The organism is Klebsiella huaxiensis, assembly GCF_003261575.2.
Taxonomy (GTDB): Bacteria; Pseudomonadota; Gammaproteobacteria; order Enterobacterales; family Enterobacteriaceae; genus Klebsiella; species Klebsiella huaxiensis.
Genome location: NZ_CP036175.1, coordinates 1,631,389 through 1,649,034, shown reverse-complemented (window position 1 = coordinate 1,649,034; position 17,646 = coordinate 1,631,389). Strand labels below are relative to the sequence as shown.

The 17,646-nt window shown below is 53.5% G+C and carries 21 protein-coding genes; 10 read left to right on the top strand and 11 right to left on the bottom strand.

Features of this window, described 5'->3' with window-relative positions; genetic code table 11:
• Positions 1-51 precede the first annotated feature (51 nt).
• The 4 genes from cysK to crr all read left to right on the top strand — a co-directional run bounded on the left by cysK (position 52) and on the right by crr (position 3,986).
• Positions 52-1,023, top strand: coding sequence for a cysteine synthase A (cysK, locus tag DA718_RS07935; RefSeq protein ID WP_112212914.1), 972 nt, complete (start codon positions 52-54; stop codon positions 1,021-1,023).
• Positions 1,024-1,404: 381 nt separating this feature from the next.
• On the top strand, positions 1,405-1,662 hold the full coding sequence (ptsH, locus tag DA718_RS07925) for a phosphocarrier protein Hpr (protein WP_002913505.1): 258 nt from the start codon (positions 1,405-1,407) through the stop codon (positions 1,660-1,662).
• A gap of 44 nt (positions 1,663-1,706) precedes the next feature.
• Positions 1,707-3,434, top strand: a complete 1,728-nt coding sequence (ptsI, locus tag DA718_RS07920) for a phosphoenolpyruvate-protein phosphotransferase PtsI (protein ID WP_112212912.1) — start codon at positions 1,707-1,709, stop codon at positions 3,432-3,434.
• Positions 3,435-3,476: 42 nt separating this feature from the next.
• Positions 3,477-3,986 (top strand): PTS glucose transporter subunit IIA, encoded by a 510-nt coding sequence (gene crr / locus DA718_RS07915; protein ID WP_000522253.1) that lies wholly within the window; start codon positions 3,477-3,479, stop codon positions 3,984-3,986.
• A gap of 42 nt (positions 3,987-4,028) precedes the next feature.
• Here crr and DA718_RS07910 read toward each other — a convergent pair whose 3' ends face one another.
• Positions 4,029-4,268, bottom strand: a complete 240-nt coding sequence (locus tag DA718_RS07910; protein WP_112212911.1) for a cytoplasmic protein — start codon at positions 4,266-4,268, stop codon at positions 4,029-4,031.
• Positions 4,265-5,131, bottom strand: a complete 867-nt coding sequence (gene pdxK, locus DA718_RS07905; protein ID WP_112212910.1) for a pyridoxine/pyridoxal/pyridoxamine kinase — start codon at positions 5,129-5,131, stop codon at positions 4,265-4,267. Before pdxK ends, DA718_RS07910 begins: the two co-directional genes overlap by 4 nt.
• Before the next feature lie 82 nt (positions 5,132-5,213).
• Between pdxK and ptsJ the strand changes: the two genes are divergently transcribed.
• The 4 genes from ptsJ (at position 5,214) to DA718_RS07885 (ending at position 8,130) form a co-directional block, all read left to right on the top strand.
• Positions 5,214-6,512 (top strand): MocR-like B6 salvage transcription factor PtsJ, encoded by a 1,299-nt coding sequence (ptsJ, locus tag DA718_RS07900; RefSeq protein ID WP_112212909.1) that lies wholly within the window; start codon positions 5,214-5,216, stop codon positions 6,510-6,512.
• Between the two features lie 14 nt (positions 6,513-6,526).
• Positions 6,527-7,234 (top strand): type 1 glutamine amidotransferase, encoded by a 708-nt coding sequence (locus DA718_RS07895; RefSeq protein ID WP_112212908.1) that lies wholly within the window; start codon positions 6,527-6,529, stop codon positions 7,232-7,234.
• A 91-nt stretch (positions 7,235-7,325) separates the two neighbouring features.
• Positions 7,326-7,700, top strand: a complete 375-nt coding sequence (locus DA718_RS07890) for a YfeK family protein (protein ID WP_112212907.1) — start codon at positions 7,326-7,328, stop codon at positions 7,698-7,700.
• 22 nt (positions 7,701-7,722) lie between these two features.
• Positions 7,723-8,130: a YybH family protein gene (locus tag DA718_RS07885; RefSeq protein WP_112212906.1), complete on the top strand. Its 408-nt coding sequence runs from the start codon at positions 7,723-7,725 to the stop codon at positions 8,128-8,130.
• Here DA718_RS07885 and cysM read toward each other — a convergent pair.
• The 9 genes from cysM to DA718_RS07840 all read right to left on the bottom strand — a co-directional run bounded on the left by cysM (position 8,127) and on the right by DA718_RS07840 (position 15,660).
• Entirely contained in the window at positions 8,127-9,038 is a 912-nt protein-coding gene (gene cysM / locus DA718_RS07880) for a cysteine synthase CysM (RefSeq protein ID WP_110272192.1), read from the bottom strand. The genes DA718_RS07885 and cysM overlap by 4 nt on opposite strands.
• Positions 9,039-9,174: 136 nt before the next feature.
• Positions 9,175-10,269, bottom strand: coding sequence for a sulfate/thiosulfate ABC transporter ATP-binding protein CysA (gene cysA, locus DA718_RS07875; protein ID WP_110272191.1), 1,095 nt, complete (start codon positions 10,267-10,269; stop codon positions 9,175-9,177).
• Complete coding sequence (gene cysW, locus DA718_RS07870) at positions 10,259-11,134, bottom strand: sulfate/thiosulfate ABC transporter permease CysW (protein WP_112212905.1); 876 nt, start codon at positions 11,132-11,134, stop codon at positions 10,259-10,261. The genes cysA and cysW overlap by 11 nt, the downstream gene beginning before the upstream one ends.
• Positions 11,134-11,967 carry a sulfate/thiosulfate ABC transporter permease CysT gene (cysT, locus tag DA718_RS07865; protein WP_110272189.1) on the bottom strand — a complete coding sequence of 278 codons (834 nt, stop codon included), beginning with the start codon at positions 11,965-11,967 and terminating at the stop codon, positions 11,134-11,136. Before cysT ends, cysW begins: the two co-directional genes overlap by 1 nt.
• The gene (gene cysP / locus DA718_RS07860; protein ID WP_110272188.1) at positions 11,967-12,983 is read right to left on the bottom strand and encodes a thiosulfate/sulfate ABC transporter substrate-binding protein CysP; all 1,017 of its coding nucleotides are present in this window, start codon (positions 12,981-12,983) and stop codon (positions 11,967-11,969) included. Before cysP ends, cysT begins: the two co-directional genes overlap by 1 nt.
• A 184-nt stretch (positions 12,984-13,167) precedes the next feature.
• Positions 13,168-14,067, bottom strand: a complete 900-nt coding sequence (locus DA718_RS07855) for a Dyp-type peroxidase (RefSeq protein ID WP_112212904.1) — start codon at positions 14,065-14,067, stop codon at positions 13,168-13,170.
• Positions 14,068-14,161: 94 nt separating this feature from the next.
• On the bottom strand, positions 14,162-14,737 hold the full coding sequence (locus DA718_RS07850; protein WP_112212903.1) for an RpoE-regulated lipoprotein: 576 nt from the start codon (positions 14,735-14,737) through the stop codon (positions 14,162-14,164).
• Between the two features lie 61 nt (positions 14,738-14,798).
• A complete protein-coding gene (locus DA718_RS07845; protein WP_112212902.1) occupies positions 14,799-15,248 on the bottom strand; it encodes a DUF2919 domain-containing protein in 450 nt (149 codons plus the stop codon).
• Positions 15,235-15,660, bottom strand: coding sequence for a GNAT family acetyltransferase (locus DA718_RS07840; protein ID WP_004104360.1), 426 nt, complete (start codon positions 15,658-15,660; stop codon positions 15,235-15,237). Before DA718_RS07840 ends, DA718_RS07845 begins: the two co-directional genes overlap by 14 nt.
• A 211-nt stretch (positions 15,661-15,871) precedes the next feature.
• Between DA718_RS07840 and amiA the strand changes: the two genes are divergently transcribed.
• Together amiA and hemF are read left to right on the top strand one after the other, a co-directional pair.
• Positions 15,872-16,744 carry an N-acetylmuramoyl-L-alanine amidase AmiA gene (gene amiA / locus DA718_RS07830; RefSeq protein WP_110272183.1) on the top strand — a complete coding sequence of 291 codons (873 nt, stop codon included), beginning with the start codon at positions 15,872-15,874 and terminating at the stop codon, positions 16,742-16,744.
• The gene (gene hemF, locus DA718_RS07825; protein WP_112212900.1) at positions 16,744-17,643 is read left to right on the top strand and encodes an oxygen-dependent coproporphyrinogen oxidase; all 900 of its coding nucleotides are present in this window, start codon (positions 16,744-16,746) and stop codon (positions 17,641-17,643) included. Before amiA ends, hemF begins: the two co-directional genes overlap by 1 nt.
• The last annotated feature ends 3 nt before the right edge of the window (positions 17,644-17,646 follow it).

Here is a 17,646-nt window from a genome sequence, read left to right as displayed (position 1 = left end):
GCGGGTATGCTGAAGCCGTACTCCCAAATTTCATACAGTTAAGGACGGGCCATGAGTAAGATTTTTGAAGACAACTCCCTGACTATCGGTCATACGCCGCTAGTACGACTGAACCGAATCGGTAACGGGCGCATCCTGGCAAAGGTAGAATCGCGTAACCCGAGCTTTAGCGTGAAATGCCGTATCGGTGCCAATATGATTTGGGATGCCGAAAAACGCGGTGTACTAAAACCAGGCGTTGAGTTGGTAGAACCGACCAGCGGTAACACCGGTATTGCACTTGCCTACGTCGCAGCAGCACGTGGCTATAAGCTGACGCTGACAATGCCAGAAACTATGAGTATCGAGCGCCGCAAACTGCTAAAAGCGTTAGGTGCCAATCTGGTATTAACCGAAGGTGCGAAAGGCATGAAGGGTGCAATCCAGAAAGCCGAAGAAATCGTCGCGGACAACCCAGAGAAATTCTTACTGCTCCAGCAGTTCAGCAACCCGGCCAACCCGGAAATTCATGAAAAAACCACCGGCCCAGAAATCTGGGAAGATACTGACGGCCAGGTTGATGTCTTCATCTCCGGCGTCGGTACTGGCGGTACGCTGACCGGCGTAAGTCGTTACATCAAAGGCACCAAAGGTAAAAAAGATCTGATTACCGTCGCGGTTGAACCCACCGACTCCCCGGTTATCGCCCAGGCGCTGGCAGGTGAGGAGCTAAAACCCGGCCCGCACAAAATTCAAGGCATCGGCGCAGGCTTTATTCCGGGCAACCTGGATTTGAAGCTGGTTGATAAAGTCGTTGCTATCACCAACGAAGAAGCCATTTCAACCGCTCGTCGCCTGATGGAAGAGGAAGGTATTCTGGCCGGTATCTCTTCCGGGGCAGCCGTTGCTGCTGCGCTGAAGCTTCAGGAAGATGAAGCCTTTACCAATAAGAATATTGTGGTTATCCTACCCTCTTCAGGTGAACGCTATTTAAGCACTGCTTTGTTTGCCGATCTCTTCACAGAGAAAGAACTGCAACAGTAGTGCCAGCCTGTTAATATCGTGTAAAAAAGCACCTTTTCAGGTGCTTTTTTGTGGCACAGTTCAAATTTTTACCCCTCCTGGCATTGATTCACTTCGTTGGGTCTGGTATTTAACCAGCACATTTATTTTGATGCGCGAAATTATTCGGATTTGGATTTCCATAAGCTGAATCGATTTTATGATTTGGTTCAAGTCTTCCTTTCGCGGCATAATGTTTAATGACGTGGTAGACGTCAACGGCCTGAAGGTTCACGCTGCGATTCACTGCTGCTGGTGCCGGAGCCGGACACGTAATGCCGGCGCTAACGATACAGGCTAAAGTTTGGCCGTTAGGCTAAACTTTAGGTCCACAACACTAAACCTATAAGTTGGGGAAATATAATGTTCCAGCAAGAAGTTACTATTACCGCTCCGAACGGTCTGCACACCCGCCCTGCTGCTCAGTTTGTTAAAGAAGCGAAAGGCTTCACTTCTGAGATCACTGTTACCTCCAACGGCAAAAGCGCCAGCGCCAAAAGCCTGTTCAAACTGCAAACTCTGGGTCTGACTCAGGGTACCGTTGTGACTCTTTCTGCCGAAGGCGAAGATGAGCAAAAAGCAGTTGAGCATCTGGTTAAACTGATGGCTGAACTCGAGTAAGTTCACGGGTTCTTTTTAATATCAGTCACAAGTAAGGTAGGGTTATGATTTCAGGCATTTTAGCATCCCCGGGTATCGCTTTTGGCAAGGCACTCCTGCTGAAAGAAGATGAAGTAGTCATCGACCGGAAGAAAATTTCTGCCGATAAGGTTGATCAGGAAGTTGAACGTTTTCTGAGCGGCCGCACCAAGGCCTCCGCCCAGCTGGAGGTCATCAAAACCAAAGCTGGTGAAACTTTCGGTGAAGAAAAAGAAGCCATCTTCGAAGGGCACATCATGCTGCTGGAAGATGAGGAGCTTGAGCAGGAAATCATAGCCCTGATTAAAGATAAGCATATGACTGCCGATGCGGCAGCCAATGAAGTTATCGAAGGTCAGGCGACTGCACTGGAAGAACTGGATGACGAATACCTGAAAGAGCGTGCCGCTGACGTACGCGACATCGGTAAGCGCCTGCTGCGCAACATCCTCGGCCTGGCCATCATCGATCTGAGCGCGATTCAGGATGAAGTTATCCTGGTTGCCGCTGACCTCACCCCGTCTGAAACCGCACAGCTGAACCTGAACAAGGTGCTGGGTTTCATCACCGACGCGGGCGGCCGTACTTCCCACACCTCTATCATGGCGCGTTCCCTTGAACTTCCAGCCATCGTGGGCACCGGTAGCGTTACCGCTCAGGTGAAAAACGGCGATTATCTGATCCTCGACGCGGTGAATAACCAGGTTCTGGTTAACCCAACAAACGAACAAATCGAAGAACTGCGTAATCTGCAGGCTCAGGTTGCTGAAGAGAAAGCGGAACTGGCTAAACTGAAAGACCTGCCGGCAATTACGCTGGACGGCCATCAGGTTGAAGTCTGCGCTAACATCGGCACCGTCCGTGACGTCGAAGGCGCTGAGCGCAACGGCGCGGAAGGCGTAGGTTTGTATCGTACTGAATTCCTGTTCATGGACCGCGACTCGCTGCCGACTGAAGAAGAACAGTTTGCAGCTTACAAAGCGGTTGCTGAAGCGTGCGGCTCTCAGGCCGTTATCGTCCGTACCATGGATATCGGCGGCGACAAAGAGCTGCCGTACATGAACTTCCCGAAAGAAGAGAACCCGTTCCTCGGCTGGCGTGCTATCCGTATCGCAATGGATCGTAAAGAGATCCTACGTGACCAGGTACGCGCCATCCTGCGTGCTTCAGCTTTCGGTAAACTGCGCATTATGTTCCCGATGATCATCTCTGTTGAAGAAGTTCGCGCGCTGCGCAAAGAGATCGAGATCTACAAACAGGAACTGCGTGACGAAGGTAAAGCTTTTGATGAAGCCATTGAAATTGGCGTAATGGTAGAAACCCCTGCCGCCGCGACAATCGCTCGTCACTTAGCTAAAGAAGTTGATTTCTTTAGTATCGGTACCAATGATTTAACGCAGTATACTCTGGCAGTTGACCGTGGTAATGATATGATTTCACATCTTTACCAGCCAATGTCACCGTCCGTCCTGACGCTGATTAAGCAAGTTATTGATGCTTCTCATGCTGAAGGTAAATGGACTGGCATGTGTGGTGAGCTTGCGGGCGATGAACGTGCTACACTTCTGTTGCTGGGTATGGGGCTGGACGAATTCTCTATGAGCGCCATTTCCATCCCGCGCATCAAGAAGATTATTCGTAACACGAACTTCGAAGATGCGAAAGTATTAGCAGAGCAGGCTCTTGCTCAACCGACAACGGACGAGTTAATGACGCTGGTTAACAAGTTCATTGAAGAAAAAACAATCTGCTAATCCACGAGATGCGCGGCCCAAATTACTGCTTAGGAGAAGATCATGGGTTTGTTCGATAAATTGAAATCTCTGGTTTCTGATGACAAAAAAGACACCGGAACTATTGAGATTGTTGCCCCGCTCTCTGGCGAGATCGTCAACATCGAAGACGTGCCGGATGTCGTTTTTGCGGAAAAAATTGTGGGTGATGGCATTGCCATCAAACCTACTGGCAACAAAATGGTTGCGCCGGTAGATGGCACCATCGGTAAAATTTTTGAAACCAATCATGCGTTCTCTATCGAATCTGATAGCGGCATTGAGCTGTTCGTTCACTTCGGTATTGATACCGTTGAACTGAAAGGCGAAGGTTTCAAACGTATCGCTGAAGAAGGCCAGCGTGTGAAAGTCGGCGACCCGGTTATCGAATTCGATCTGCCGCTGCTGGAAGAAAAAGCCAAGTCTACCCTGACTCCGGTTGTTATCTCCAACATGGACGAGATCAAAGAGCTGATCAAACTGTCCGGTAGCGTAACCGTGGGTGAAACCCCGGTTATCCGCATCAAGAAGTAATTCATGCCGCAGAAGAATGGCGCCTCTAAGGGCGCCATTTTTTTATATCGTCGCTTTAAACGGTCGATAGCATTTCTCCCTCGACAACACCTTCATGCCCTCCGGGGAGCTTTCCAGAATCCGCTTCTCGCTGTCAGAGACCAGCAAATCACACTGATATCCGCCAACCGCCCCAAACAGCGAGCTGACTTCGCAGGCATCTTCCAGCGCCTCACTGCCTGAGGTATCAAAATGTCCAACAACTCTTCCCAGCTGACGAACCACTAAACGGTAGCTCTTCATACTCCCTCCTCTGGCGGTGGAAGAATTAACTCATCACAACCCTGTTCATCAGTCCAGGTCATCACCGTCAGTACCCGCTGCGCAGCGGCACGCGCGGCATCGCTCAGCGGCATCCCGCAAACTAAACCGCTAACCAGCTCGGCGCAAAAAAGGTCTCCCGTGCCCTTCAGATCTGTTTCAACACGCGGATGTTCCACCATCTCAACTGACTCTGCGCTAACCACCAACACGTTGATCGAGGAGTTATCAATTCCCGGCGCGCTGGTAATCACTACCCATTTCAGCGAATCAGATAGCAGGCAGCGTGCAGCGATAATCGCCTCCTGCTGATTGTGGCAAGGCAGGCCGCTTAGCGTCTCCAGCTCAAACAGGTTAGGCGTGATAACCTGCGCCAGTGGCAGCAGATGGATGCGATATGCTTCGGGAATCTCCGCCTTGACGTAGATGCCGCTATCCACATCGCCAATGACCGGGTCGACCAGAATGCAAAGATCTGGATGATGCTCGCGGATGCGGCACAACCATTGCGCTAACCGTTCAATCTGCACCGCACTGCCCATATAGCCAGTGGTGACCGCTCGCAGTTCGCGCAGAGCATCACGCTCTTCCAGCGCCTTTAAATACCCGACAAACCACTCTTCCGGAATAACGCCGCCATAGTACGTATCATAATGCGGGGTATTGCTGAACAGCACCGTCGGCACCGCCATCACCCGCAGGCCGTGCTGCTTTATCGCCGGTATCGCAATGCTATTTCCGACGCTGCCGTAGACCACTTGCGATTGCACGGCCACAATATCGACCTGTAGCGCCCGACTTTTATCGTTGAAGAGCACCGATTGTATTTCGTCTTGCTGACCCATCCTTTCTCCTCCCGCTGGACAGCGGGTCATACTCTGATTATCATTCGTCCTATGCTAAAATTCATTTTGTCATAGGTCAATAATGTTTGTCGGAAAAACTGCTAGTGAGATCTTCGATAACGTCCGTCATCTGGTACAAAGCGGCGTATTAAAACCAGGCGATGTTCTGCCGCCGGTTCGCGAGCTGGCTACCAATCTCTCGGTTAACCGCAACACCGTCGCTTCAGCCTATAAGCGGTTAGTCACCTCCGGATTAGCCATCAGCCAGGGGCGTAATGGTACGGTCATCAAGACATACAATACTCTCCCCGAGCTTGAAGGGGGCGATCCCTCTTCGCCGTTGAAAGATATTTCCAGCGGCAATCCTGACCCTAATCGTCTGGCCGACATTAAACGCTACTTCAGCGCTATCGCAGTCACCCCACGTCTGTACGGCGATGCAGCAGTTGAACCGCAGCTTGCCGCCTGGGCCCGCACCTGGGTGAATAAAGACTTGGGCATAGACGCCGAGATTAACCTCGCCAGCGGCGCTATCGATGCGCTTGAGCGTCTGCTTTGCGCCCTGCTGTTGCCCGGCGATAGCGTGGCTATCGAAGACCCCTGCTTTCTCAGCAGTATCAACATGCTGCGCTATGCCGGTTTTAACCCTTCGCCAGTGCCGGTGGATGGTGAAGGGGTGCAGCCCGCAGCGCTTGAAGAAGCGCTACGCAACGGCGCGCGCGCGGTCATTATTACCCCCCGCGCGCACAACCCCACTGGCTGTAGCCTCAGCGAAACACGCGCCCGGGCGATACGTGAAATACTTGCCCGCTACCCGCAGGTTCTGGTGATTGTCGATGATCATTTTGCGCTGCTGTCCGCTACGCCATGGTACTCCCCGCTGGCCGCTGAAACTCAGCGCTGGGCGCTAGTACGGTCGCTGTCAAAAACGCTGGGACCGGATATGCGTCTGGCCATTGTCGCCAGCGATCCAGACACATCGGCGGCGCTGCGTCTGCGCCTGAACTCCGGTAGCCAATGGGTCAGCCATCTGCTGCAGGATCTGGTGCTGGCCTGCCTGAATGATAGCGACTTTATGGCATCTTTAACGCAGAGCCAACGCCACTATCGCCAACAACATGAAAAACTGGTCACCGCGCTCTCTCAGCGTGGACTCACCCATTTTACGCCTGGAGACGGTCTTAACTTTTGGCTTCCCCTGGAGAAACCCAGCCAGCCGATTGCCCTACGTCTGGCGCACGCGGGTTGGCTGGTTCGCGAAGGAGAAACGTTCGGTGTTGGCACACCGTCGCACGGACTCCGCCTTTCGCTCGCCACGCTGAACGATGATGAAATCAATAAACTCGCCGATGATTTATGCCAGGTATTACAACAACATTGACAGGAGTTAACGCTATGCAGATCCACTTTATTGTCCATGAAGTCTTTGAAGCGCCGGGAGCGTATCTGCATTGGGCGCAGGCGCGCGGTTACGCTACCAGTTGGTCACGCGTTTACGCGGGTGATGCACTGCCAGAAAATGCGGATGACTTTGATATGCTGGTTGTGCTGGGCGGCCCGCAATCGCCGCGCACGACGCTATCTGAATGCCCTTATTTTGATACCCACGCCGAGCAGCGCTTAATCGCCCAGGCGATTGCTGCCGGGCGAACGGTCATTGGCATTTGCCTCGGCTCGCAACTGATTGGCGAAGCGCTGGGCGCGCCGGTGATGCAAAGCCCGGAAAAAGAGATTGGTCATTATCCGCTAACGCTAACCACTGCGGGCCTGCAGGATAGCAAACTCTCCCACTTTGGCCCTTCACTGGTGGTTGGCCACTGGCATAATGACATGCCGGGACTGACCCCGGAAGCGGAAGTGATGGCCTCCAGCGAAGGCTGCCCGCGGCAGATAGTGAAATATCGCGACCGGGTATATGGTTTCCAATGCCATATGGAATTTGATGCTGAGGTCATTGAACTGCTGATTGCTCATTCGCAGCCAGAGCTCAGCGCCGCCAGAGGCAGACGTTTCATCCGCAGCGAACAAGAAATGCGCGGCTGGGACTACCGTGAGATGAATCAGAAACTGTGGACGTTTCTCGACAAACTGACGATGAATTAACCAAAAGCGATCGTTTTTCTTAAAGCTAAATCCCCTCACTGCGGAAAGAGTAAACTTTATCGCGAACAAACCACTATGGAAGGGACTCAAGATGAAGAATATTCTCTGCGCGGTGATGGCATTATTTCTTACACTTCCCGCCTTTGCCAAACTCAACGCTTATCAAGAAGCGCGCATTAACGCGATGCTCGACGCCCTGGCGCAAAAGAAAGATCTGATCTTCGTGCGCAACGGTGATGCCCATACCTGCGAGGAAGCAGTCTCACACCTGCGGCTAAAATTAGGCAATACCCGAAATCGCATCAATACCGCCGAGCAATTTATTGATAAGGTAGCATCATCGTCGTCTATTACTGGGAAGCCCTATATCGTCAGGATCCCTGGAAAAAGCGACGAAAACGCGCAGCCGTACCTGCACACCCTGATCGCTGAGACGGATAAAACGGTCACGGCGGAAAATCAATAGCTCACAAAAAGGGCCATCAGAGATGCATAATCCCAACCCGCAGTTAAAAGCCGCCATTGAAGCCTGCGATCGCGCCATCTCGCAGGAGGATTACGCCAGCCTGATGGAGTATTACGCCGAAGACGCCGCGCTGGTGGTTAAGCCGGGAATGGTAGTCAGGGGCAAAGAGAATATCCGCAAAGCGTTTATCGCCATCGCCGATTATTTTCAGCACCGGCTGGTGGTGACGCAGGGGAAGATGGAGATTATTGAAGGCGGCGGCAATGCGCTGGTGATTATGGAAACCCGGCTGGATATCCCGACGGCGGAAGGCGGCACGACACAGGTCACGCGGCGCGCAACCTATGTCTTTCGCCAGCAGGGTGAGCGCTGGCTATGTACCGTAGATAACTCCTACGGTACCGACCTGCTCGACGCTCCCGAGGTTTAAATCCCCGCGCCCTGGGCGAAGTGCTCTTCGCCAAAGACCCCGGTAGAGAGGTAGCGATCGCCCCGATCGCAGACGATCGCCACCACTACCGAGCCAGGGTTTTCACGAGCAATACGTAATGCGCCAGCCACCGCACCGCCTGAACTGACGCCGCAGAAAATACCTTCCCGTACCGCCAGCATTCGCATGATGTTTTCTGCATCCTGCTGATGAATATCCAGAACTTCATCCACCAGCTGTGCGTTAAAAATGCCCGGCATATATTCGGCTGGCCAGCGGCGAATCCCCGGAATACTGCTTCCCTCTTCTGGTTGCAGCCCGACAATGCTCACCGCTTTATCCTGCTCGCGCAGAAAGCGTGAAACGCCGGTAATGGTCCCGGTTGTGCCCATACTGGAGACAAAATGGGTGATTCGTCCATCAGTCTGCTGCCAGATCTCCGGCCCGGTGGTGGTGTAGTGCGCGTAAGGGTTATCCGGATTATTGAACTGATCCAAAAGCTTACCTTCGCCGCGTTGGGCCATTTCCAGCGCCAGATCGCGCGCCCCTTCCATGCCCTGCTCTTTGGTGACCAGAATCAGCTCAGCGCCGTAGGCGCGCATAGCGGCACGACGCTCCTGACTCATGTTATCCGGCATCAGCAACTTCATCTGATAGCCTTTGAGCGCAGCAATCATTGCCAGCGCGATGCCGGTATTGCCGCTGGTCGCTTCAATCAGCACATCGCCGGGTTTAATCTCGCCGCGCTTTTCGGCTTCAACAATCATCGACAGCGCCGCGCGATCTTTCACCGACCCCGCAGGGTTGTTCCCTTCCAGCTTGACCCAGATTTCGCTGCCGTTGTCAGGCGCAAGGCGTTGTAATTTCACCAGAGGCGTATTGCCAATTGTTTGTTCTAATGTATTCACGGTTTTTGCCCAATAAAAAGGCCGGGTGAGAGTTTACCCGGCCTGCAAACGTCCCCGGATGGCGACGCATTGCGTCTAACCCGGGCTACCAAATCCTGCCGTTGCGAAAACGGCGATAAACTTGCGGATTAAGCTATCAGGCCGATTCAGCCAGAGCAAGCTCCCCGCGTGGCTCGATACGTTCATTGCCATTGTACAGGCGTGCATTTTGCAAGCCGACAAACAGGCGCTCCCCGCGATACGGCGCATCTTCTCCCTGCAATACCACGGTCAACGGTTCGTCATACCACCCAAGGGGCTGAACAACTAATTGGGTGTAGTGGCCTTTGGGGCTGGCTTCCAGTACCTGTACCGGCAGCGGCGAATCAAGGCTGGTGCGACGGCTGATATCCACTTCCCACGGACGCAGGAACAGATCGACCGGTCCCTGGTATGCCGGGGTATAGCCCAGCGGCCAGCGATGCGCGCCGACGTGGAACTGACCGCCGCGAATGGTGCCTTTCAGGCGGTTAACTTCGCCCATAAACTCCAGCACAAAGCGGGTGGCAGGCTCACGCCACACCAGGTCAGGCGCATCGGCCTGTTCGATATTGCCCTGGCTCATCACTACCACACGATCCGCCACTTCAGTGGCTTCTTCCTGATCGTGGGTCACAAATACGCTGGTAAATTTCAGCTCTTCATGCAGCTGACGTAGCCAGCGCCGCAGTTCTTTACGCACCTGAGCATCCAGCGCACCGAAAGGTTCATCCAGCAGCAGGATTTGCGGTTCAACCGCCAGCGCACGAGCCAAAGCCACGCGCTGCTTTTGCCCGCCGGAGAGCTGGGCCGGATAGCGATCGGCCAGATGCGCCAGCTGCACCATTTCCAGCAGTTTGGTCACTTTTGCTTTAATACCGGCAGCATTCGGACGTTCACGCTTAGGCAGCACCGTCAGGCCAAAAGCAATGTTGTCGAACACCGTCATATGGCGAAACAGCGCGTAGTGCTGGAACACGAATCCAACTTTGCGATCGCGCGCATGCACGCGGCTCACATCGGTGCCGTGAAAACGGATATGCCCGCTGGACTGATTCTCCAGCCCGGCAATAATACGCAGCAGCGTAGTTTTGCCAGAGCCGGACGGCCCCAGCAGCGCAACCATCTGTCCGGAGGGGATATCCAGTGAGATATCATTCAGCACCTGGGTGCGACCAAAAGACTTCTTAATATTGGCAATCTCAATGCTCATGATTTCCCTCCAGTTGCGCGCGTTTTTCCTGATTGGCCAAACGCCATTGCACCATACTCTTCAAAAACAAGGTCAAAATAGCCATTAACGTCAGCAGGGCGGCGGCAGTAAACGAACCGACGGTATTATAGTCCTGCTCAAGTAATTCAATTTGCAGCGGCAGCGATAAGGTTTCGCCGCGAATCGAGCCGGAAACCACCGACACGGCGCCGAATTCACCGATGGCACGGGCGTTAGTCAGCACCACGCCGTAAAGCAGCGCCCAGCGGATGTTCGGCAGCGTAACCCGGCGGAACATCTGCCAGCCTGAAGCGCCGAGCAAAATCGCCGCTTCATCTTCATTACTGCCTTGACTCATCATTACCGGCACCAGCTCGCGAACCACGAACGGACAGGTCACAAAGATGGTCGCCAGCACCATGCCCGGCCAGGCGAACATGATCTGCAGGTTGTGCTCATCGAGCCAACCGCCCAGCGGGCCGTTAGAACCGTAAAACAGCAAATAAACCAGCCCCGCCACCACTGGCGAGACGGCAAACGGGATATCCAGCAGCGTCAGCAGCAGCTGGCGGCCAGGAAAAGTAAAGCGCGTCACCAGCCAGGCAAGCAGCACACCGAACACCAGGTTCACCGGCACGGTAATCAAAGCAATCATCACCGTCAGCCAGATAGCATGCAGCATGTCCGGGTCGGCAAGGTTTTGCAGCACTGGCATCAGACCTTTGCTAAAGGCCTGCACGAAGATATAGACCATCGGCACAATCAGAATGAAGGCGGAAACCAGCATCCCGGTACCAATCAGAAACCATTTTCCCCAGTTAATGCGGGGCGCGTCATAACGCTTCAATTGAGCAACGATCGCCATTAGTGACCTACCACACGTCGACCAAAGCGACTTTGCAGGGTGTTAATTGAGAACAGCAGCAGTAACGATGCCGCGAGGATCACCGAAGCAATCGCGCTGGCGGCAGGGTAATCAAACTCCTGCAAACGAACGAAAATCATCAGCGAGGTCACTTCCGTTTTCCACGCGATATTACCGGCGATAAAAATCACCGCACCGAACTCGCCGAGGCTACGGGTAAACGACAACGCAATCCCAGCCAGCAGCGCCGGAGACAGCTCCGGCAACACCACTTTGCGAAAGCTCTGCAGACGCGTCGCGCCCAGCGTTTCCGCAGCTTCTTCATACTCCGGACCCAGCTCTTCGAGCACCGGCTGCACCGTACGCACCACAAACGGGATGCTGGTAAAGGCCATCGCTACTGCGATACCCAGCCAGGTATAAGTCACTTTGATATCAAACTTCGCCAGCCACTCGCCGTAAAAACCGTTGACCGAGAATAGCGACGCCAGCGTCAGGCCCGCTACCGCCGTCGGCAGGGCAAACGGCAGATCCATCAACGCATCCAGCAGCGTACGGCCCGGAAAACGGTAGCGCGTAAGGATCCATGCCATCAGCAAACCGAATACGCCGTTGAAAATCGACGCCACGAAGGCCGACAGCAGGGTGACTTTATAGGCCGCCACCACCTGAGGATTAGTGACCACATCCCAGTACTGAGCCCAGGTCATCTCAGAGAGCTGCATCACCAGCGCGCTCAACGGCAGCAGCAGAATCAAGCAAACAAACAGCAGACTGGTGCCGAGGCTCAGGGTAAAGCCCGGCAGCACGCGCTTTGATGCAACAGCAAACATTACTTACGCCCCGCCGCCAACAGTTTGTCCAGCTCACCGCCGCTGACAAAGTGTGTTTTCATCACTTCCGGCCATGATCCAAACTGGTCTTCCACGCGGAACAGTTCAGTCTGCGGGAATTTATCTTTCAATCCATCCATCACTTTCGGGTTGTTCACGCGATAGTAATAGTCGGTAATAATTGTCTGCGCTTGTGGGCTGTAGAGCCATGTCAGATAGGCCTTCGCCGCCTTTTCCGTACCGTTGGCTTTGACGTTTTTATCCACCCAGGCCACCGGGAATTCAGCCAGGATATTGGTTTTAGGAATAACCACCTCGAATCCCTGATCTTCGTACTGTTTGCGGATGTTATTCACTTCCGATTCAAAACTAATCAGTACATCGCCCAACCCGCGTTCCGCAAAGGTGGTAGTAGCACCGCGACCACCGGTATCAAACACTTCGACGTTCTTCAGAAACTGAGTCATAAACTGCTCGGTTTTGGCTTTATCTCCACCGTCAGCTTTATCCGCGGCGCCCCACGCGGCTAAATAGGTATAACGCGCGTTGCCTGAGGTTTTCGGGTTCGGGAAAATCAGTTTCACATCGGAGCGCACCAGGTCATTCCAGTCGTGAATATTTTTCGGATTGCCTTTGCGCACCAGGAATCCCATGGTGGAGTAAAACGGCGAGCTGTTATTCGGCAAACGGCTTTGCCAGTCGGCCGGAATCAGCTTGCCTTTGTCGTGCAAGATCTGCACGTCGGTCACCTGGTTATAGGTCACCACGTCGGCCTTCAGGCCTTGCAGAATCGCCAGCGCCTGTTTTGATGACCCGGCATGAGATTGTTTAATCGTCAGCTTGTCGCCGCCATTATCTTTCGCCCACTGCTGTTCAAACGGCGGGTTAAGGGCGGCAAACAGCTCGCGGGAAACATCGTAGGAACTGTTCAGCAGTTCCGTCGCCTGCGCCTGCGCAACTAACAGCACAGAAGCTGCCAGCGCCAGATATCCTTTTTTCAGTGATTTAACGGCCATTGCGCACCCTTATCAATTTGATGACTTTCTGGTGATCATCATATTTATAACGGTGATGAAAGGAGTAACGGTTTTATATACCGTTTGGCGATTTGGAAGTCGAAAAGAGAATAAGTAAATAGAATTGCTTTGCCAGATGGCAGAAAACAGGCCTCTCTTACGGATGAAGGAGAGGCCTTTACGCTTACAGCGCCTGAATACGCTCCAGCGACGGCGCGAAGTAGTACCCGCCGGTCACCGGTTTAGTAAAGCGCAGCATCGCATCGCGCTTACCATCGGTATCGCCGAACATACTCAGCAACTGCTGCTCAATATTGTACAGGCGCGCGCAGTAGGCACAGAAGTAGAGACCATGAACGCCGCTGGCGGTGCCGTACGGCAGGCTCTGGCGCACAATCTTCAGCCCTTTACCATCTTCCTTCAGATCCACGCGGCTCAGGTGGGAGGTTTCCGGACGATCGTCGCCGTCAATCTCTTCGTTGGCTTCTTTGGTACGACCAATCATCATTTCCTGATCAGGAACGCTCATGCGGTTAAGCTGTTTGAGGTTATGCTCCCAGCGCTGAACGAAAACGTAGCTGCCGCCTGCATCAACGCCATCTTTGATAACGGCGACTTCACGGCGCGTCTCTTCACCCGCCGGGTTTTCGGTGCCATCAACAAAGCCGCTCAGGTCGCGCTCTTCAATCCAGCGGAAGCCGTGAATCTCTTCTTTAACGTCAATGATGTTACCAAACACAGCCATTGCCGCCTGGGCAACAGAGAAGTTCACCTCATGCTGCGCGGACAAAATGTGGATCAGCACATCATACTGAGTTGATGGCGCCAGACCTTTACCATAGACCGGGAAGTCTTTTAACTCTTCCGCGCCCACGCCGCCGCTCAGTTGACGCCAGACGTTATGGCCAAAAGCAACCACCGCCCCTAGCTTAGCATCCGGATATTTCGCCTCAAAAGTAGCTAATTTATCGGCAAAAACCTTGCTGGCTTCACGCAGTGCATCAACGTCGCCTTTAACATTCGCTTCAATCCAAATCGCCGCACGGCAATGTTCCGGCAAAATGCCGCTCTGAACCTGAGACATCGCTCCTCCTGAAATTATACAGCCACAACGCTGTGGCATTTTTAAGGCGCTATTGTACTCGTTTTTTCAGAACGTCGAGTCACTTCAGATCAAATTAGCGACGCCAGATAATCTCGCTCACAGGCCAGCTCTTCAGCGTGTCGTCAGAAGGCATCAGCTCTTCAGGCCCGCTCCAGTTGCCAGTGAATACATAGCTGATGTGCTGGCTGCCTTCGGCTTTACATTCCACAACCGTGCCGTTGTCATGATGGCCTTTCTGACAGTTGCCGAAAGCTTTACTGTAGATGTCGCTAAACGGCGTGCCAACTTTCACGCCGCTGGCGGCTTCGATATTGCTATCGCGCACGTCGATACGGCTGATGGTGCCGCTCTCACCGTTGATGGTTAGCGCGACCTTGTCATCTTTTAACGCTTCGAAATAGCGCACGATGTTGCCGTTGGCGGTTTTCATACCGCTGCGCAGGCGATAGTTGCTGCCAATCGCATCGCTGATGGCCTGCTCGCTCATCGGCGTCGCGGCGGTCAGATTGCCCACGCCCTGCTCGGTAACCTCCGTTGAGGAACCAAACCAGTTCCACGGATAGGCAGCTGACCAGTTGACCGCGCTCATTGTTGAGCAACCGGTTAAGACCAGCGGTAATGCGCAGAGAAGTAAACGTCGCGATTTCATGACTCAGTCCTTTCTTATTAATTCAACGCATGTTGGAGTACACGATCGGCAAAAAGTGCCCTTAAAGCTGTTCGTCACGAAAACAGGCTTTCAGTCGACGGCTGCTCAACAGCCACCAGAGCGCGTAAAGATCCGCCGCCAAAAGGGCGATGGTCAACGCCGAAGGTGATTCACCGCTCAGCCACAGTAACGGCTGCCAGACCAACAGCAATACTTGCGAGAAGACCAGCAGCCAGCGCATCAGCGGCCAAAACCGAGGAAATTTTTGACGGTGTCCGCTGACAACAAACGCCAGCACTGCCGGAATACCGGGCAGCAACCCCAGCCAAAAATTGTCATGATTCGGATAAAACAGATTCAGCAACGCATCGCCCTGTTGGCGCGACGCGCCTGCCATCAGAAATAGCACCCACGTCCGCGCCTGCAACAGCAGCACGCACCAAAAAAGGAACGGCAAACGCAGGCGACCATGGCTATCAAAATCGGAGGGGATAAATTCAGTATTCTTCATCTTCAATTAAGCGTTTACCGAGGCACAGCACGTCCGAATGCTCATAGCCGAGCCGCTCGTACATCCCCTGAACCACGTCGTTATCTTCACGTATCATAATGTTGATTTTTGGACAGCCGCGGGCAATCAGCTTTTTCTCCAGCCGGTTAAGCAACGCATTCGCAATGCCGCGACCACGGTATTCAGGGTGCACGCCAAGGTAATAAGCCGACCCGCGATGGCCGTCGTAACCCCCCATTACCGTGCCGACAACTTCGCCATTAACCTCAGCAACCAGGAACAAGCTGGCATCGTGGTTCAGCTTACGTTCAATATCCATTTCCGGATCGTTCCATGGCCGCAGGAGATCGCAACGCTCCCACAAGGTAATCACCTCTTCAAAATCTTGCTGGCGAAAAACGCGTATCTCCATGGTATTGCCCACCATTAACGGTTAAAAACAGTGATTATGGCGCGATTGCGCTCGATAGCCAATATCAGGCGCAATGAGCCGCAAAAAATGGCATAATGTGACTTTGTCATGTATTGAAATGAAAAGTAAAACAATTCTTATTTTGAATGGTCGTATCAGAAAACACGATACGATATAACATTGGTTACCACTTGTTTGCAATTCAGGCCGAATGAGCACTTTTAAACCCTTAAAAATACTTTCTTCGCGCCGCCAGGTGCTGAAAGCCGGGCTGGCAGCAATCACCCTTTCAGGGATCGCCTCGCAGGCCAGCGCGAAAGAACAACCGTTAAAAACATCTAACGGTCACAGCAAACCCGCCGCGAAGAAAAAAGGCGCTAAACGCGTCGTGATGCTCGACCCGGGCCATGGCGGTATTGATACCGGCGCTATTGGCCATAACGGCTCAAAAGAGAAACACGTCGTGCTGGCTATCGCTAAAAACGTGCGCAGTATTCTGCGCAGCAACGGCATTGATGCGCGGCTGACGCGCAGCGGGGATACTTTTATTCCGCTGTACGATCGCGTGGAGATAGCTCACCAGCACGGTGCCGACCTCTTCATGTCGATTCACGCCGACGGTTTCACCAACCCGAGCGCAGCCGGGGCCTCCGTATTCGCCCTTTCCAACCGCGGCGCCAGTAGCGCCATGGCAAAATACCTCTCCGATCGTGAAAACCGTGCGGATGAGGTCGCTGGTAAGAAAGCGACGGATAAAGACCACCTATTACAGCAAGTGCTGTTTGACCTGGTACAAACTGATACCATCAAAAACAGCTTGACGCTCGGCTCGCATATTCTGAAAAAGATCAAGCCGGTGCATAAGCTGCACAGCCGCAATACTGAACAGGCGGCGTTCGTGGTGCTAAAGTCGCCATCGATTCCTTCGGTGCTAGTAGAGACGTCGTTTATTACCAATCCAAACGAAGAAAAACTGCTCGGCACCACCGCGTTCCGGCAGAAAATCGCCACGGCGATTGCTAACGGCATTATTAGTTATTTCCACTGGTTCGATAACCAGAAAGCCCATTCGACGAGACGTTAATGAAACCCGACGCGCAGCAGGTAAAAGCATTCCTTCTTCAGTTGCAGGATACTATCTGCCAAAAGCTCAGCGTCGTTGACGGCTGCGATTTCGTTGAAGATAGCTGGCAGCGTGAAGCCGGCGGCGGCGGACGCAGCCGGGTACTGCGCGATGGCGGTATCTTTGAGCAGGCAGGCGTGAACTTTTCTCACGTACACGGCGATGCGATGCCGGCTTCTGCTACCGCTCACCGCCCTGAGCTAGCGGGACGCAGCTTCGAAGCCATGGGCGTGTCGCTGGTGGTGCATCCGCGCAGTCCGTACATTCCCACCAGCCATGCCAACGTGCGCTTTTTTATTGCGGAAAAACCGGGCGCTGACCCAGTGTGGTGGTTCGGCGGCGGCTTCGATTTAACCCCCTATTACGGTTTTGAAGAAGATGCCGTTCACTGGCATCGTACCGCCCGTGATTTATGCTACCCCTTCGGCGAAGAGGTTTATCCACACTATAAAAAGTGGTGCGACGACTACTTCTTCCTCAAACATCGTAACGAGCAGCGCGGTATCGGCGGGCTGTTTTTCGATGATTTGAATACCCCGAATTTCGACCATTGTTTCGACTTTATGCAGGCGGTTGGCAACGGCTATACCGACGCATATTTACCGATTGTCGAGCGACGTAAAGAGATGCTCTGGGGCCAGCGCGAGCGCGATTTTCAACTCTACCGTCGCGGGCGCTACGTAGAGTTCAATCTGGTGTGGGATCGCGGAACCCTGTTCGGCCTGCAAACAGGCGGACGCACCGAATCCATCCTGATGTCGATGCCTCCGCTGGTCCGCTGGGAATATGATTATCATCCAGAAGCGGGCAGCCCGGAGGCGGCGCTAGGCGAATTTATTCAGGTTCGCGACTGGCTATAAGCG

What these genes read in the sequence shown, in the direction of transcription:
- DA718_RS07910 (WP_112212911.1), bottom strand. Translation starts at nt 4,268, where the DNA reads ATGAAGAGCTACCGTTTAGTGGTTCGTCAGCTGGGAAGAGTTGTTGGA.
- cysT (WP_110272189.1), bottom strand. Translation starts at nt 11,967, where the DNA reads ATGTTTGCTGTTGCATCAAAGCGCGTGCTGCCGGGCTTTACCCTGAGC.
- crr (WP_000522253.1), top strand. Translation starts at nt 3,477, where the DNA reads ATGGGTTTGTTCGATAAATTGAAATCTCTGGTTTCTGATGACAAAAAA.
- cysW (WP_112212905.1), bottom strand. Translation starts at nt 11,134, where the DNA reads ATGGCGATCGTTGCTCAATTGAAGCGTTATGACGCGCCCCGCATTAAC.
- ptsI (WP_112212912.1), top strand. Translation starts at nt 1,707, where the DNA reads ATGATTTCAGGCATTTTAGCATCCCCGGGTATCGCTTTTGGCAAGGCA.
- amiA (WP_110272183.1), top strand. Translation starts at nt 15,872, where the DNA reads ATGAGCACTTTTAAACCCTTAAAAATACTTTCTTCGCGCCGCCAGGTG.
- DA718_RS07890 (WP_112212907.1), top strand. Translation starts at nt 7,326, where the DNA reads ATGAAGAATATTCTCTGCGCGGTGATGGCATTATTTCTTACACTTCCC.
- cysP (WP_110272188.1), bottom strand. Translation starts at nt 12,983, where the DNA reads ATGGCCGTTAAATCACTGAAAAAAGGATATCTGGCGCTGGCAGCTTCT.
- DA718_RS07885 (WP_112212906.1), top strand. Translation starts at nt 7,723, where the DNA reads ATGCATAATCCCAACCCGCAGTTAAAAGCCGCCATTGAAGCCTGCGAT.
- DA718_RS07845 (WP_112212902.1), bottom strand. Translation starts at nt 15,248, where the DNA reads ATGAAGAATACTGAATTTATCCCCTCCGATTTTGATAGCCATGGTCGC.
- ptsJ (WP_112212909.1), top strand. Translation starts at nt 5,214, where the DNA reads ATGTTTGTCGGAAAAACTGCTAGTGAGATCTTCGATAACGTCCGTCAT.
- cysA (WP_110272191.1), bottom strand. Translation starts at nt 10,269, where the DNA reads ATGAGCATTGAGATTGCCAATATTAAGAAGTCTTTTGGTCGCACCCAG.
- DA718_RS07895 (WP_112212908.1), top strand. Translation starts at nt 6,527, where the DNA reads ATGCAGATCCACTTTATTGTCCATGAAGTCTTTGAAGCGCCGGGAGCG.
- ptsH (WP_002913505.1), top strand. Translation starts at nt 1,405, where the DNA reads ATGTTCCAGCAAGAAGTTACTATTACCGCTCCGAACGGTCTGCACACC.
- DA718_RS07840 (WP_004104360.1), bottom strand. Translation starts at nt 15,660, where the DNA reads ATGGAGATACGCGTTTTTCGCCAGCAAGATTTTGAAGAGGTGATTACC.
- DA718_RS07850 (WP_112212903.1), bottom strand. Translation starts at nt 14,737, where the DNA reads ATGAAATCGCGACGTTTACTTCTCTGCGCATTACCGCTGGTCTTAACC.
- pdxK (WP_112212910.1), bottom strand. Translation starts at nt 5,131, where the DNA reads ATGGGTCAGCAAGACGAAATACAATCGGTGCTCTTCAACGATAAAAGT.
- hemF (WP_112212900.1), top strand. Translation starts at nt 16,744, where the DNA reads ATGAAACCCGACGCGCAGCAGGTAAAAGCATTCCTTCTTCAGTTGCAG.
- cysK (WP_112212914.1), top strand. Translation starts at nt 52, where the DNA reads ATGAGTAAGATTTTTGAAGACAACTCCCTGACTATCGGTCATACGCCG.
- DA718_RS07855 (WP_112212904.1), bottom strand. Translation starts at nt 14,067, where the DNA reads ATGTCTCAGGTTCAGAGCGGCATTTTGCCGGAACATTGCCGTGCGGCG.